Annotated in this window: 12 protein-coding genes and 3 pseudogenes; 10 read left to right on the forward strand and 5 right to left on the reverse strand. The window is 66.3% G+C overall.

Annotated elements, in window-relative coordinates; genetic code table 11:
- The first annotated feature begins 162 nt into the window (after nt 1-162).
- Complete coding sequence (locus ABIE67_RS47520; RefSeq protein WP_370270539.1) at nt 163-579, forward strand: CBS domain-containing protein; 417 nt, start codon at nt 163-165, stop codon at nt 577-579.
- 636 nt (nt 580-1215) lie between these two features.
- Here the strand turns inward: ABIE67_RS47520 and ABIE67_RS47525 are convergent.
- A pseudogene (locus ABIE67_RS47525) lies at nt 1216-2216 on the reverse strand (IS256 family transposase); the annotation flags it as partial.
- Nucleotides 2217-2259: 43 nt separating this feature from the next.
- On the opposite strand from ABIE67_RS47525, the pseudogene ABIE67_RS47530 reads away from it, so the two are divergent.
- Nucleotides 2260-3208 (forward strand): annotated as a pseudogene (locus tag ABIE67_RS47530) (ISAzo13 family transposase); the annotation flags it as partial.
- Nucleotides 3209-3224: 16 nt separating this feature from the next.
- Here the strand turns inward: ABIE67_RS47530 and ABIE67_RS47535 are convergent.
- Complete coding sequence (locus tag ABIE67_RS47535; RefSeq protein ID WP_370257796.1) at nt 3225-4562, reverse strand: IS4 family transposase; 1338 nt, start codon at nt 4560-4562, stop codon at nt 3225-3227.
- A gap of 100 nt (nt 4563-4662) precedes the next feature.
- Here ABIE67_RS47535 and ABIE67_RS47540 point away from each other — a divergent pair.
- Nucleotides 4663-5076, forward strand: a pseudogene (locus ABIE67_RS47540) (ISAzo13 family transposase); the annotation flags it as partial.
- 24 nt (nt 5077-5100) lie between these two features.
- On the opposite strand, the gene ABIE67_RS47545 reads toward ABIE67_RS47540, so the two are convergent.
- Both ABIE67_RS47545 and ABIE67_RS47550 read right to left on the reverse strand, forming a co-directional pair.
- Complete coding sequence (locus ABIE67_RS47545) at nt 5101-5940, reverse strand: IS5 family transposase (protein ID WP_370252687.1); 840 nt, start codon at nt 5938-5940, stop codon at nt 5101-5103.
- A gap of 255 nt (nt 5941-6195) precedes the next feature.
- Nucleotides 6196-7041 (reverse strand): IS5 family transposase, encoded by an 846-nt coding sequence (locus ABIE67_RS47550; RefSeq protein ID WP_370270838.1) that lies wholly within the window; start codon nt 7039-7041, stop codon nt 6196-6198.
- Between the two features lie 1010 nt (nt 7042-8051).
- On the opposite strand from ABIE67_RS47550, the gene ABIE67_RS47555 reads away from it, so the two are divergent.
- The 6 genes from ABIE67_RS47555 to ABIE67_RS47580 all read left to right on the forward strand — a co-directional run bounded on the left by ABIE67_RS47555 (nt 8052) and on the right by ABIE67_RS47580 (nt 12835).
- Complete coding sequence (locus ABIE67_RS47555; protein ID WP_370270544.1) at nt 8052-8399, forward strand: STAS domain-containing protein; 348 nt, start codon at nt 8052-8054, stop codon at nt 8397-8399.
- A gap of 97 nt (nt 8400-8496) precedes the next feature.
- Complete coding sequence (locus tag ABIE67_RS47560) at nt 8497-8835, forward strand: hypothetical protein (RefSeq protein ID WP_370270548.1); 339 nt, start codon at nt 8497-8499, stop codon at nt 8833-8835.
- A 144-nt stretch (nt 8836-8979) separates the two neighbouring features.
- Nucleotides 8980-9246: a hypothetical protein gene (locus tag ABIE67_RS47565; protein ID WP_370270552.1), complete on the forward strand. Its 267-nt coding sequence runs from the start codon at nt 8980-8982 to the stop codon at nt 9244-9246.
- 758 nt (nt 9247-10004) lie between these two features.
- Nucleotides 10005-10238: a DUF5133 domain-containing protein gene (locus ABIE67_RS47570; RefSeq protein ID WP_370270555.1), complete on the forward strand. Its 234-nt coding sequence runs from the start codon at nt 10005-10007 to the stop codon at nt 10236-10238.
- A gap of 246 nt (nt 10239-10484) precedes the next feature.
- Nucleotides 10485-10898 carry a DUF4357 domain-containing protein gene (locus tag ABIE67_RS47575; RefSeq protein WP_370270559.1) on the forward strand — a complete coding sequence of 138 codons (414 nt, stop codon included), beginning with the start codon at nt 10485-10487 and terminating at the stop codon, nt 10896-10898.
- 41 nt (nt 10899-10939) lie between these two features.
- Nucleotides 10940-12835, forward strand: a complete 1896-nt coding sequence (locus tag ABIE67_RS47580; RefSeq protein ID WP_370270562.1) for a zeta toxin family protein — start codon at nt 10940-10942, stop codon at nt 12833-12835.
- 30 nt (nt 12836-12865) lie between these two features.
- Here ABIE67_RS47580 and ABIE67_RS47585 read toward each other — a convergent pair whose 3' ends face one another.
- On the reverse strand, nt 12866-13084 hold the full coding sequence (locus tag ABIE67_RS47585) for a hypothetical protein (protein WP_370270565.1): 219 nt from the start codon (nt 13082-13084) through the stop codon (nt 12866-12868).
- 248 nt (nt 13085-13332) lie between these two features.
- Between ABIE67_RS47585 and ABIE67_RS47590 the strand changes: the two genes are divergently transcribed.
- A complete protein-coding gene (locus tag ABIE67_RS47590) occupies nt 13333-14208 on the forward strand; it encodes a hypothetical protein (RefSeq protein ID WP_370270570.1) in 876 nt (291 codons plus the stop codon).
- Nucleotides 14209-14222: the final 14 nt, after the last annotated feature.

A 14222-nucleotide genomic window follows, 5' to 3' on the forward strand; every position in this document is an offset into this window, starting at 1 on the left:
TTCAGCTGCCTCCTCGCTGGGATTGTTTCCGGGGAAGCCGCTGAGTGCTTCGTTAGGGCTTGTGCTGGCTGGGAACACATCTCGCGTCCACTCTGCGCGGGGCATGAGTCGCGAGGCGTTGGCACAGACTCAGGCCCCGCAGCCACATGGGAAGGAACTGGGATGACGAAGGCGCGGGACATCATGACTGGTGGGGCCGAGTGCATCGGCGCGCAGGAGACGGTGCTGGAGGCGGCCCGCAAGATGAAGGATCTCGGGGTCGGCGCGCTGCCGATCTGTGGCACCGACAACAAGCTCAAGGGGATGCTGACCGACCGGGACATCGTGGTGAAGGTTCTCGGTGCGGGCAAGGACCCCAGCACCTGTCCGGCCGGCGAACTCGCCCAGGGGGAGGTTGTGACCATCGGCGCGGACGATGACGTGGAGGAGATCTTGCGCACGATGTCGGAGCACAAGGTACGGCGGCTGCCTGTGATTGACGGGCACGACCTGGTCGGTATGGTCGCCCAGGCTGATGTCGCCCGCTCCCTGCCCGATCCTGAGGTCGGCGACCTTCTGGAGGCTCTGTCGACCGACTGAGCCGGCCGGCGGCATTGGAGCCCTACAGTTTTCCCGCGCGGCGACCGGTGACCCCCCGCCGTGCGCTCATCACCGGAGGCGTGGGGTGACCGATTGAGACCGTGTGCCACTGGTTCGCATGGACGGCCGTTCCTTCCACTTCACAGACGTGGACTCGTAGATAGGGGGTAGACGCCGCCGCGCCGGCCTCACTACGCAGGTGGGCAGGGTCAGAGTTTCCGGGCTGTCTTCTGGGTCAGAAAGTGCCGCCATTCGTCAAGGCAGTCGGTCGGTGTGCTTGCGGCAGGAAGGTCGGTCGGTCGGCGTGGGCGCCTCGCACTGCTGCCGGGACCTGTCGCGAGGCTGGTCCAGATCGTCGGTGGACAGACCGCTCGCTGCGGCAGTGTCCGATACATCCTTGCGTTGCATTTCTCCTCCGCTCCCGGAAGGCCCTGGCCTCCCCGGGTCGGGCGGCGGGCTGGTCGCTGAGCGGTTCAGGCCGGCGCGGTGCGGCGGGGTTCGCCGAAGTCGGTGAGCAGCTCCGACCGCTTCGACCTCCCCAGGCTTCGGCGGGGGGATGTCAACTGGTTTGTGTGTGATGCGTGTTCTGCTCCGTGGGGTCTGGTTCCTGCTGTGGTTACTGTGGGTTGATGGTGGTCAGAGGGGGAGCCGGTCGCCGAACCGGATCTTGAACTGGTTCATGGCGCGGGTCCAGCCGAGGGTTCCGGTGCCGCGGACGCGGCCGGTGGGGATCTTCCCGTCGCCGTCGATGTGCCGGCCTTCGATGTTGCGGATGCCGAGGTAGAGCAGTTTCATCGCGGCGTCGTCGGAGGGGAAGTGCCCGGAGGTTTTGACGAGTTTGCGCAGGTTGCGGTTCATCGACTCGATTGCATTGGTGGTGTAGATGACGCGGCGGATGTCCTGGTCGAAGTCGAGGAACGGGATGAACTGCTCCCACGCGTTCTCGAACACCGCCACCAGGCCGGGATACTGCCGTCCCCACTCCTCCCGTACCTGCCCGAGGGCTTCGAGGGCGGCACTCTCGTCGACGGCGGTGTAGACCGGCTTCAAGGCTGCGGCGACCTTCTTGCGGTCGGTGTGGGACACATACTTCATGGCCGCCCTGATCAAATGGACGACACAGGACTGCGTGATCGCTTCGGGCCAGGTGGCCTCGATCGCCTCGGGAAGCCCCTTGAGGCCATCGCAGCACACGATGAGCGCGTCGCGCAGGCCACGGTGCTTGAGCTGGGTCAGCACGTGGAGCCAGAACTTCGCCCCCTCGCCCTCCTGCAGCCAGATGCCCAGCACGTTCTTGATGCCGTCGACGTCGACGCCGATGACCAGGTGGGCAGCCTTGTTCACCACGTGCCCGCCGTCACGGACCTTGATCCGATCGCGTCGATGTACAAGATCGGGTAACACTCGTCGAGGGGCCGGTTCTGCCAGCTGGTGACCTCGTCCGCGATCACGTCGGTCACCTTCGAGACCAGCGCCGCAGAGACCTCAGCCCCGTACACCTCCGCCAGATGCGCGGTGATGTCCCTGGTCGTCAGACCGCGGGCGTACAGCGAAAGGATCATCTCGTCGGCCTGCCCCAGCCGGCGTGTCCCCTTCGGCACGATCTGCGGGACGAACTCGCCCTTAGGGCTTGCCGGGAAACAAGTCGTGGCTTCCGGCTGTGGGACGCGTTGTTCTGGTATGGGGAGACCGGAGGGGATCGAGGCAGTCCTGGCTGCGAAGTTCCAGGTGTTGTTGCCGCATTTGGACGAGCGCCAGCGTCGGCTGGCCATAGGGGCGGAAGCTCTGTCGCTGGGGCATGGTGGGATCAGGCTCGTCGCTGCCGCGGCTGGGGTTCGGGAGGGCACGGTCTCGCGCGGAGCGGCTGAACTGGAGTCTGGTCAGGCTCTGTTGGGACGGATCCGTCGTCCGGGTGGGGGCCGGAAGAAGGCTGTGGACCTTGATCCGGGGCTGCGGCCGGCGCTGCTTGGGCTGGTCGAGCCCGACGAGCGGGGCGAACCCGATGTCGCCGCTGCGGTGGACGACGAAGTCGACCCGGAAGCTGGCAGCGGAGCTGACCCGGCGGGGCCACCGGGTCTCTGCCGACACGGTCGCCGGTCTGCTGCGGGAGGAAGGCTTCAGTCTGCAGGCCAACGCCAAGACCATCGAGGGTGCTCAGCACCCTGACAGGGACGCGCAGTTCCGCTACCTCAATGAGCAGGCACGAGACCACGGGGACGCTGGTGACCCGGTGATCAGCGTGGACAGCAAGAAGAAGGAGCTGATCGGCGACTACAAGAACGCCGGGCACGAATGGCGGCCCGCAGGGCATCCCGTGAGGGTCAAGACGCACGACTTTCCCGGCCAGGCCGAGAAGGCGATTCCGTACGGGATCTATGACATGGCGGCGAACACCGGCTGGGTCAGCATCGGCACTGATCACGACACCGCGGCGTTCGCCGTCGCCTCGATCCGGCGCTGGTGGCAGGCCCGCGGCCGGCACGACTACCCCCGCGCCCGCCGACTGCTGATCACCGCCGACGGCGGGGGCTCCAACGGCTACCGCACCCGCGGCTGGAAGACCCAGCTCGCCGGCCTCGCTGCCGAGACCGGCCTTGAGATCACGGTGTGTCATCTTCCGCCCGGCACCCAATGCCGTTGTTTGACTACTGAATCATCGTGGGCTGCAGCGTGATGGCCTTGGCAGGTACCCGGCGTGCTGGTGCACGTTGCTGGTCCTTGGGCCGGTAGGAGTACAGCGAGTTGGGGCGTTTGAGAAACCTGTCGGCCTCGCGTAGACGCCGGGTGCCATTGTCGAGTTTCCGGCACACCTTCGCGGACAGCAGGGCCAGGAACTTCCCGATCTTTGCGGGAGTATCGGCGCACTGGCGGATCACGCTGCGTCGCGCGTGCTTGAGGACCTTGACGAACGAGATGCGGTCCGGGTCGATGCCGTGACCGTCGGCGAGCCGCATGATGATGCCGGTCAGGCAGTAGTGGACGATCAGGTGTGCCCATACTTCCTGGCGCACCAGTGCCGGGTCGGCCGACCGCAGTACTTCCTGCCGGCCGCGCTGGAAGGTCTTGAGCTGGCGGTATGAAGATTCCGCCTCCCACCTCTCGTGATACAGGGCCGCGAGTTCGTCCGCGGGGTAGGTGTCTGTGTCGAAGAGATCGGTCAGGAGCCGGATCACCTCGCCGCCGTCGACGCGGTACTCGATCACACGGACCAGTACGCCGCCCGGGTGCGCGCCTTTCTGCCCGCCGAGGTTCATCCGCGCCAGGTAAGTGCCGTCGGGCAGGCGCTGCACCGGACGACGCGCGACGCAGGAGCGCGCCCGCAGCAGAAGGTGTGCACCGGCGGTGGTGTATGCCTTCCACAGTTCCACTCCGGGAAAGCCCCGGTCCATGATCACGAGCATTCCGTCGGCCGAAGCAGCCATGGCGACGGCCAGGTCGCGTTCGCCGCCGTTGAAGCCGCCCACCCGTGCGTCGATGGCGGCGTGGGTGCCGGTCTCGGTCAGTGTCACGACCCGGACCTGCGGAAATCCTCCTGGTTTTCCGCGCGAGTCCTTCGGGCCGCCGAAGGCGTGCCGGTTGGCCTCGTTGTCCGGCACGTCCAGCAGGAACCCGTCCACCGCGGCAAGACGCATCCCCCGCCAGAAGGATCCCGCCAGCCCGGGCGGGGCCAGCGGCCCGGCCAGTCTCCGGAACAGCATCTCCAGCACCTCAGGCCCCAGACGCTCCCGGGCACGGGTGAACGACGCCCTGTTCGGGATGTGTTCGCCCATCCCGGCGATCGCGCCCGTCAGGTTCTCCGCGACATCGTCATAGGAGTCCTGATGGAACAGGGCCAGGGCCAGCGTGAAGTACACCGTGAAGCCAGCCGGCAGAGCACCCGGCCGCCGGTCCCGCTTGCGGCACCCGCCCAGCACCTCGTCCACCAGCGCTGGCGTCACCCACCGCGTCAGCAGCCCCAGCCGTACCCGATCAGACAGCCCCACCCACGGATGACCCATGCCTGACCCATGCCCGGCCACGAGCACCACCCCACGGTCTCACCGGACACCCCCGCCAACTCCACCATTCAAACAACGGCATTGGCCCGGCACCTCGAAGTGGAACAAGATCGAACACCGGCTGTTCTCCCACATCACCATGAACTGGCGCGGCAGACCTCTGACCAGCCATGAAGTCATGCTCCAGACCATCGCCGCGACCACCAGCCGCACTGGCCTCACCGTCCATGCCGAACTAGACATCGGTGAGTACCCCACCGGCATCCGCGTCAGCGACGACGAGATCGCTGCCCTGCCCATCACTCGCCATCGCTTCCACGGCGACTGGAACTACACCCTGCATCCCCAGCGTCCGGTGGACGCGGCGACCACCGGCAGCACACCGGACGAGGGGCTGGCGGACAGACCGACTCGCCTCACGCGGCGTTCGCTCCAGGACCCGGAACTGACCGGGATGACCCGCCGGCAGCTCAGCGAGGACCTCTTAGAGGGCATTTGATCTAGGCGAATTGCCCTTTCTGTTCTAGTAAGTACCTCGCCAGGTTGGTGCCGTCTCGTCCGTTATGCGCTTGGCGAGGTTGTCGATCGAGGCGACGTGGATCATGGCTTCGGAGCTGGCGGGAAGGGTCTCGTAATCGCGAGAAAGGCGCCGGTGCAACATAAGCCAACCCAGGCTTCGCTCGACTACCCAGCGCCTTTTGACAATGTGAAAGCCGCGAACTCCGGGGTTTCTGTTGACAACTTCGACGTCGATTCCGAGACGTGCGCCGTGCTCGATGACGGCGTTCTTGAAGCCGGTGTCGACCCAGCTCTTGGTGATGGTTGGATACGTCTTCTTGGCTTGATCGAGAAGACGTATTCCTACGGCATTCTCGGAGAGGCTCGCGGCGGTGACGGTCACGGCAAGGATCAGTCCGATCGTGTCGGTGAGGATGCCTCGCTTCCGTCCGACGATCTTCTTGGCAGCGTCCGTGCCCTGGCTGGTCAGGGGTACGTTGGTGGAGGTCTTCACGCTCTGGGTGTCGATGACGGACCCTGTGGGTTCAGGCTTGCGTCCTTCCTTCACGCGGGCGAGCCCGGTCAGGTCGTAGTTGAGCTGGGCGAGGATTCCCTCATCGCGCCAGGAAGCGTAGTAGGCGTAGACGGTGCCGTAGTTCGGGAAGTCGTGTGGGAGGTATTTCCAGGGGATTCCCGTGCGGTTGATGTAGAGGAGTGCGTTGAATACGTCGCGCAGGTCGACCTTGGCCGGCTGTCCGGTGGGTCTGCGGTCGAGCCGGGCTTTTCTCCAGGCCGTCAACGTCGGCTCGATCAGGGCCCATCGGGCGTCGGAAAGGTCGCTGGGGTACGGCTTCCGCTGGCTCACGTCCCAGAGGGATCACGGGTGTGACGGAAGATCGGGTTCCGGTGATCACCGGCGGTTCTGTGCCATCTCTACGCCAGACGTACTTCGAGCTTCGAAGCCGAGCGAAACGGGCGGGCAGGCCCGGAAGTCAGGGCGTGATGAACCGCAGCGATCCGCCGAAAGGCCTCAAACTGACACAGCGACAGAACTCGCATACCGGCATGAGACATACTTGAACGCCCACTTAGAGGACGTCCCGCTTGTTTGAGGGATAGTTCATGGATTATGCCAACTTATGGGTGTTTCGCCGGTTGCTCGTTTCGCGAGATTAGAGATCATCGCGAGGCGGATCATGCTCTCGGAGTGGGCGGGTTTGGCCTCGTAGTCCCGGGCGAGGCGGCGGTGCATCATGATCCACCCGAAACTTCGCTCCACTACCCACCTTCGCGGAATCACAGAAAACCCTTTGACCTGCGGGTTCCTGGGGACGACGTCGACGTCGATGCCGAGGGCGGCGCCGTGCTCGATGGCCTGGGTCTTGTAGCCGGTGTCGACCCATGCCTTGGTGATCGTGGGGTGGTCGGCGGCGACGCGGGTGAGGAGTTGCTTGCCGGCCTCGTTGTCGGAGACGCTGGCGGCGGTCACCATGACCAGGAGTAATAGGCCGAGGGTGTCGACGACGATGCTGCGTTTGCGTCCCACGATCTTCTTGCCGGCGTCGGTGCCTTGGGTGTCGGTGGGTACGCTGGGGGCGGTCTTGATGCTCTGGGCGTCGATCACGCAGGCGGTGGGTTCGGCGGTGCGTCCTTCCTGCTCACGGACCATGCGGTGCAGGTGGAGGCCGAGTTTCTCGATGGTGCCGTCGGCGGTCCAGTCGCTGAAGTAGCTGAACACGGTGGTGTGCGGCGGGAAGTCGTGCGGAAGGTAGCGCCAGGGGACGCCGGTCCGGTTGAGGAAGAGGATCGCGTTCATGACTTCGCGCAGGTCAGTGACCTTGCCGCCGAGATTGAGGGAAGTCTTCTGCCGCTCGGCCCGCCAGGCCGTCAACGTCGGTTCCATCAGCGCCCAGCGGGCGTCGGACAGGTCGCTCAGATAGGGCTTGCGCTGCTTCGAAGAGGTCATGAGGATACTGACGCACGAGGCACTCAACCGGGCATATCGCTCGATCGGGCGAGGCAAAAGCCAAGTTCAGGTGCGTATTCGAACCGGACAAGAGCTATCGGCAGCAAACGGGGTGAAACGCAAGATCAGCTGCGTCGCCACCGAAGAGACATACCGCCTGTTCTGCCTGTACACGCCGATTCCCGGCAAGCACCAACTACCGTAAACCGCCGCATAGATGACACGAACGTCCTCTTAGTGGGCGTTTGATGGTGATTCACGCCGACCGTTTCAACATGTTTTGCCACATTTATCGCCAACGCGTGCGGCCTGAAACGCCTGGAAGTTACCGACAGACAGGAAGCTTCCAACCCGTTGTTAGACCAGACGGAATTCGGCGCTGAGGAGCGGATCAAACGGGCGACCGGATCGGCACCCGGGATGCCGTGAAGGCGCATGTAAGGCGCGAATCACCCCGAAGGGTGTTGGCCGCAGGAGCGACTTAGCGTCTCAATCCATCCCTAAACGCCCACTTAGAGGGCGTTTGAACTACTTATGGGCGTCAATATCCGACTTGGGCTGTGTCGGATTCATGCTGTACATCCCTAACGTTCCTACTTCATGCGGCGATCGCATGAGGTGTTTTGCCCCGTTTTATTTCATGAAACGCGTTTGGTTTGAACATGGGTAGACCTATCCGCTTCATGGTCGGGCGGGCTTCGCCAGTCAAGCACTAAAGCGGACATTCGGGATGACCAAGGAGGCCAACATTACTGAATCAATCGCCCATGAGGGATGGAAAAGGACATTTTAAATCTGGACAAAACGCCCTCTTAGTGCCTGTTCCTGAACCGTCCATGACAGGGGTGGGTCGTGGCGTCAGCCCGTCAGGGCTGCGGCTGATCGTGGACGCGAGCCCGTCTCTCATGGGGGTGAAAAGCCGAGTAGGACGTCCCCGGCGGGGCAGTGGGTCGGTAGGCTCCTGCCGGGATTCCGCCATGGTCTCCCGGCGGGACGGTTGGGGGAGCGTTGTGGCTGATCTCTCGGTCGAGACGATTGCCGTCGGCCGCTGCCTGATCGCGCGGGTCAGCGGCGAGATGGACTACGTGACTAAGCCGTGGTTCCACCGGCAGTTCAAGGAACTGATCGCGCGGGGTGGCCGGTTCATCGTGCTGGACCTGTCCGGCGTCTCCTTCTGCGACTCAGCCGGGCTGAACGTGCTGCTGGGCGCGTGGAAGCAGGCGAATGCGAGCGGGGCCGTGCTGGTGCTGGCGTGTGTGCCCGAGCCATTGGGACGGATCCTTGAGATGACCGGGGCCAATCAGCTTCTGCGGGTCTATGACACCGTCGCCGAAGCGGAAGCCGTGTTCGGCGGCTGAGACACAACCGCGACACCGAGCTCAACCAACTCCTGTCATCCAGCATGGCCCCCCGCCAGAACCGGATTGGGCCTGGCGGGATACAGACTGGACCAACTTGGCACGGACCAAGTGCCTACGTCGGCTCCGAGCCGGGAGCCTCCCCGTTGACAACGCCGCCTACTGGCTCGCCACGCACCTGGAGAAGTGGGCTGGTGAGAGTGATCAGACCGCTCCCGAGCGCCTCAATGTTTCGTCGAAGTACTTCGCGGAGGCCAAAGAGCAGGGCGCACGCAGTGACGAGCGGAAGGTGTCGACGCGCGCACTGACACTCACCACGCAGGACAAGGTGTCACTCGGGAGCGTCCTGGAAGAGCTCATCCGGAGGCTGCACCTCGTCGAAAGCGGCCTAGATCCCGGGGATTACCTGGACTTGACCGACTGGCCGACTTCGTAAGGTGCACCGCACGATAGACGCCACGCACCACGGCGCCGTCGGTTCGGCCACACCACATGGATCTGACCTGGTGTGATCGTGCCCACTGAATGGGCTGGCGGGCGACCGGCATCGGCGCTGGTCGGCATCTGCCAGGATGGGGGCATGGTGGGAGAGACGAAGACGCACGACGAGCGGCTCCGAGATCTGGAGGCGGAAGCGTTCCGTACGGGGCGCACCCTGGCCGAGCACGGTGAGCAGCTCGGGGAGATCCGGGAACAGCAGGCCACGGCGTTCGGGAACATCGACTCACTCGCCAATGCCATCGGCGCACCGGGAGAGCGCACGATCACGCAGCGGTTGGATGGCATCGAGCGGGTTCTGTTCGCCTTGGCCAGGGCCCAGGGGATCGACCCCGACGCTCTGGCCTGAGTCAGACCTTTCTTCTCCGTCGCGCGTCCCGGCTCCGCTTGAACGGCTGTGGTCCCCCATACGCAAGGTGTTGGGGACCACAGCCGTGTGCGGGTCGGTCAGACGGTCGCGCTGGGCGGCGAGGGGCGTGACTGGACCAGTTTGTCCATCTAGCCTCCAGTGACACGCCGCCCTGTGGGTCAGCTACCAGTCGGAAGGCAGGCTCAGCCCGGCGGCAGAGGAGATCGGCTTGGGGGCAAGCCCATCCGGAACCGCACCCCGAACATCACGAAGGTGATCGTGCTGCCGGTGAACTGTGCACCGCCGAAGGCGACCTTGCCGCCGGTGAACTCGGCTTCCTCGAAGGTGACTGTGCCGTCCGTGGTGTCCGTCGTGGTGCCTTGGTGAGTGTGTCTGAGCTGTTCGGGGGCGTGGTGTGCGGTGTTGGCGCGCCGCGGCCGGTCGGCAGGCGGATATAGCGCAGGTGTGATTATCCGGGCGGGCGGGGCGGCGGGCGTGGTTCTCCGGCGGGTCCAGCGCAGCCCGCAGGTGTGCAGCCTGTGGGTCCGCCCGCCCGGCTGGACTGTTCTCCCAGCGGTGCAGCCGGGCGATGTCCGTGCGCGGCCTGCGCAGACGTTCACGGTGATCCCCAGCCGCACGATCGGGCTGCCAGGCCGCCCCGGGGAAGCGTGACCGGGGCAGGCGGTTCGGCTTCCGGGTGCGGTCGGCAGAGATGGCTGCGACCGTAGCTGGGTGGGTCCGAATGGGTGAGGACGGAGGTGGCCGTCGTGCTGAGGGCGGATCCTTCGCTCCTGAGGGAGCTGGTCGAGCGCTGTGACACGTTGAGGCGGCGCTTGGCGTCGGGTGACAGTGCGCAGATCAGGCGCCAGCTCGAGGACGTGACGTACACGCTGTGCGTGGTCACGGGCACTCGCCAGTTGGACACGGCGCTGTTTGTGGCCCGCCGGCAGTTGGCCGATGCGATGACACGCGAGCAGCCGCTCCGACGCTGAGTGGCTGTCTCTAACGCCCGCCGGACTCATCTGCCAGGACACCGTCCACGATCCAAGCCTCTTGGCCATCGCCCGGCCTGCAAAGCTCCATGACCCCCACCACAGCTCCTACCCGGCGTCGGCACGGGCGGTAATTCTCCTGACTGCTTCAAAGGCAAGTGAAGTGGAGGTCTCCTGAGTTCTCTGAGGTAGAGTGGTGATCGCTTGCCTCGTGTTGCTGTTCAGAGGAGTCCCGCGTTGCCGACCGTGAGCCTGCACTTCGACTCGTCCTTGGTGGCCCGTCTGGCAGCCGCCGGGCCGGATGAAACGGTCCATATCACCCTGTCGATCGATGTCGCACCCGACAACGCGCACGACGGCGGTGTCTGTGGTGAGGGGCGTTCCATCGCCCCGCAGGGTCCGCTGGCTGAGCTGATGCTGAAGGGGCTGTTGAAGGCGGGGGACACCCTGTCGTTCCAGCAGCCGCGGGCGGGCCGGGAGGCGGTGGCGACGGTGACCGCCGACGGACGGCTGATCGTCGAGGGGAAGGCGGTGCCGTTTACCTCGCCGTCGAAGGCGGCTTCGGCTGTGACCGGCACGGCGTCGAACGGGTGGGCGCTGTGGCGGACTGCTGCCGGCCAGACCCTCGATGCGCTGCGCACGCAGCTGCACCAGCTCTGACCAACCGGCCCGGCTCGAGTCGGGTTCCCTCGCTCACTTTGATGTCCCGCAGCAGCCCGTTCGTGGAGGAGTACGTGAGTTCGGCGAGTCGGTCCCGGACCGTGAAACCCCCGGCCCAGCCGCTGGAGACAGGTCTGGCCGCGTCTGCTACCGCCGTTTCGGTCGGGGACTGGTCCGAGGAGGTCTTGGCGGACGCCGTGCTGCCCAGCGCTTTGTGCGGGGTGGTATCTCAACGGCGCCCGGTCGTGGTGTTTGTCGCCGGGCAGCCGGGCAGCGGCAAGACGCTGGTCGTCGACCTGGTGCACCGTGCGCTCGAACGGCGTGGCGGCGCGGTTCGGGTAGACCGCGACGCCTACAAGAACGTCCACCCCTGCTACACCGCCTTCCTCGCCGAGGACGTGCGCACCGCCGGGGTGCGGGTGCGGCCGGAGACATACCGCTGGCAGGCCGAGGTGGAGGCCCGGGTGCGGGCCGACCGATACGACGCAGTGGTGGAGGCGCCCTTGCCCGACGCGCAGGGGTTTCTGAACGAGGTGGCCGCGTATCGGCAGGCGAGCTACCTCGTGGAGATCGTGGCCTTGGCCGTACCCGAGGCCGTCAGCCAGCTCGGCGTTTTGGACCGGTACCTGCGTCTCGCCGAGGAGGGCAAGGCCCGGTACGTCTCCTGGGACAACCACGACGCGTGCGCGGCCGCGCTGGTCGACACCCTCCGCATAGTGGAGGCCGCACACCTGTTGGACCGGGTCTTCGTCGTGAGGCGCGCCGCCGAGGCGCTGGAAGTCGTGTACAGCAACGAACTCGGCCCGGACGGGAACTGGCGCCGCCCGGAGGGCGCGGCAGAGGCGGTGCTCGCTGAGCGCAGGCGCCCGTGGGACGCGAGAGAAACGGGACTGTTCCGCCGTCAGCTCGCCGACGCCGACCGACGCGTGTACGACCAGAAGCTGCCGGAAGACTGGGCTCTGGCCGTGCGCCGCGACGCCGAGCGCGCGGCCGCCCTGGCCGACCCGGTCCGACGGATCGCCCAGCCTCGCCGGGAAGCGCCGGGGATCGACTACCACCGGCTCTCCGCAGAGGAACACAAGTGGGTTTTCGATGAGCTGATCGTGCCGTCCCTGCTGGGGCGGATCACCCCGCAGGAGAAGCCGGTCGCCGTGTACGTGGTGGGCCAGCCCGGCGCGGGCAAGACACGGGCCGCCCAGATGGTCCGCCGTACCCTGCGCAGCGCGGCCCACATCACGGGCGACGACTTCAAGTTCTCCCACCCGGACTACCTGCAACTGCTGCGCGAGGAACCGCGTACGGCCTCGGCGCGGATCCGCGCCGACTACCGGGCCTGGCAGGCGCAGGCCGAGGCGTACGTGCGCGAGCGGCGTGGGGACGTGGTCATCGAGGTCACCCCGGGCAGCGCCGCCGGGTTCGTCGCCGGCGCGTCCCTGTACCGGCAGGCCGGTTACCGGGTGGAGCTGGTGGTCCTGGCGGTGCGCGCGGCAGATTCGCGGCAGGGCACGGCCGCCCGCTACGCCAAGGTGAGCAGGCGGGGCGTGCCTGCCCGGTTCACCACCGCTGCCGGGCACGACGCCCACTTCGCGGTCCTGCCGGAGGTGGTGGCGATGGCGGAGCAGCTGTCGGTCGTCGATGAGGTCCTGGTGATGCGGCGCGATGCCCACCCGCTGTATCGCAACACACAGGACGGGCAGGGGCATTGGGTGCGGCCTCCAGCAGCCGACCTGGCTCTGATCGCGGAGCAGGCCCGCCCCTACACCCGGGAGGAGGCCGCGAGGTTCTGGGCCACGCAGCGCCAGCTGCTCGCAGCGATGCCGCAGTACCGCGACGACCTCATCGCGATCGGTGCGCTGGCATGCCCACTGATGCCCGCCCAGCAGCCGCGCCACCTCCCGACGTACGCCCCCGCGGCCGCGCTGCCCGTGCCCGCCTAGGCCCGCGTACGGCACGCAGATCCGCTGCGGCTACTCCTCAGCGGGCGGCTCGGAGGCTTCCAGCTCTGCGAGAAGTTCGGTGTAGAAGTCGGCGATACGCGTGATCTCCTCAGGCCCGGCGTCCTGGATCCGGGCCTGGTCCTCCACGCACTTCTGCCGCTGCGCCGTCAGCTCCTCCAAACGCCGCTGGTCACCGGAACGCCGTGCGAGCAGCAGCTGCCGGTTGTACCAGGCGATGACGGCGCCCACGACCTGGTGCGCCTCCTCAATCCCGACCGTGTTCTCACCACCCGGGCCCGGGGCCGGCCCCGACGGGGATTGCGGATCAGAGGACGACGGTGAGGGCGATGCGGACTCGTTCATAGGAGACCACCTCCGGGGTGTCGGAAACAGCGAAAAGATCATTTTCGGTGTTGGGCTGGACCTGGCCTGTGGCCGGTCACCGTACGCGGCATAGATTGGGTCTCAGGTGATCACTTCTGGGGGGACCTCGTCACATGGCCGACCTTCGTGCGCTGTTCACTTCCAATGACCCTGTGGGCAGCAGCGAGGCGTTCACCAATCGCCAGAGCCAGTGGCATCTGGTCGCCACCGCTATCGAGGAGCACCTGCGGCACATCGCCGCCCCCGGATTCGACGTCGAGGACCTGGAGGCACCGCGCAACAACCTGATCGTGTTCCACGGGGTGGGCGGCGTGGGGAAGTCGACTCTGCTGCGCAAGATCGAGGCTTCGCTCACCGATGCCGAGCAGCGTCCCGTCCAGTGGGGCGAGCCCGCCTGGGCAGGTGAGCGGATCTTGCCGGTCCGTATCGACCTGGCCCGCTCGGCATCGAACGGGCCGGACTTTGAACGCGTCTTGCTCACGATCCGCCTCGCCCTCGCAGCTCACGTCGGCCGCCCCCTGCCCAGCTTCGACCTGGCGCTGCGCCGCTACTGGGAGGCGCAGCACCCCGGCGAGCCGCTGGAGGAATACGTTCGGCGCACCGGCCTTGCGGGAAGGTTCGGGCAGATGCTGCCGCAGCAGGTTCAGGGTGCAGTGAGTGAGGCCGTCGGCGCCCTGCAACTGCCCGGCCTGGTCGGCTCGGCGGCCGGGCAGGTCGTGTCTGCGCTCGTCACGGCACTGCGCGAGCGGCGAGAGCGGGCGCGGGCTCTGGCAGGCTGCGCGCGGACTGCCGATCTGCTGGAGATCGAGCCCGACTTGGAGGCGCTCTCCTACTATCCGCACCTGCTGGCGTGGGAGATCAGCCGCCTGCCTGCGAAGCATTCGGTGGTGCCGGTCATCCTGCTGGACACCTTCGAGGACACTGGCGACCGCCACCGCGACACCGAGCGGCTGCTGCATCTCGACGACGGCCGAACGCTGACCCTCTGACGGCGTATCAAAAC

Origin of the sequence: Streptomyces sp. V4I8 (assembly GCF_041261225.1) — a bacterium.
Taxonomy (GTDB): domain Bacteria; phylum Actinomycetota; class Actinomycetes; order Streptomycetales; family Streptomycetaceae; genus Streptomyces.

Bases quoted from the DNA above. Each gene is read 5' to 3' on its own strand.
- ABIE67_RS47550 (WP_370270838.1), bottom strand. From the start codon at position 7,041: ATGACCTCTTCGAAGCAGCGCAAGCCCTATCTGAGCGACCTGTCCGAC.
- ABIE67_RS47565 (WP_370270552.1), top strand. From the start codon at position 8,980: ATGGTGGGAGAGACGAAGACGCACGACGAGCGGCTCCGAGATCTGGAG.
- ABIE67_RS47580 (WP_370270562.1), top strand. From the start codon at position 10,940: ATGTCCCGCAGCAGCCCGTTCGTGGAGGAGTACGTGAGTTCGGCGAGT.
- ABIE67_RS47590 (WP_370270570.1), top strand. From the start codon at position 13,333: ATGGCCGACCTTCGTGCGCTGTTCACTTCCAATGACCCTGTGGGCAGC.
- ABIE67_RS47520 (WP_370270539.1), top strand. From the start codon at position 163: ATGACGAAGGCGCGGGACATCATGACTGGTGGGGCCGAGTGCATCGGC.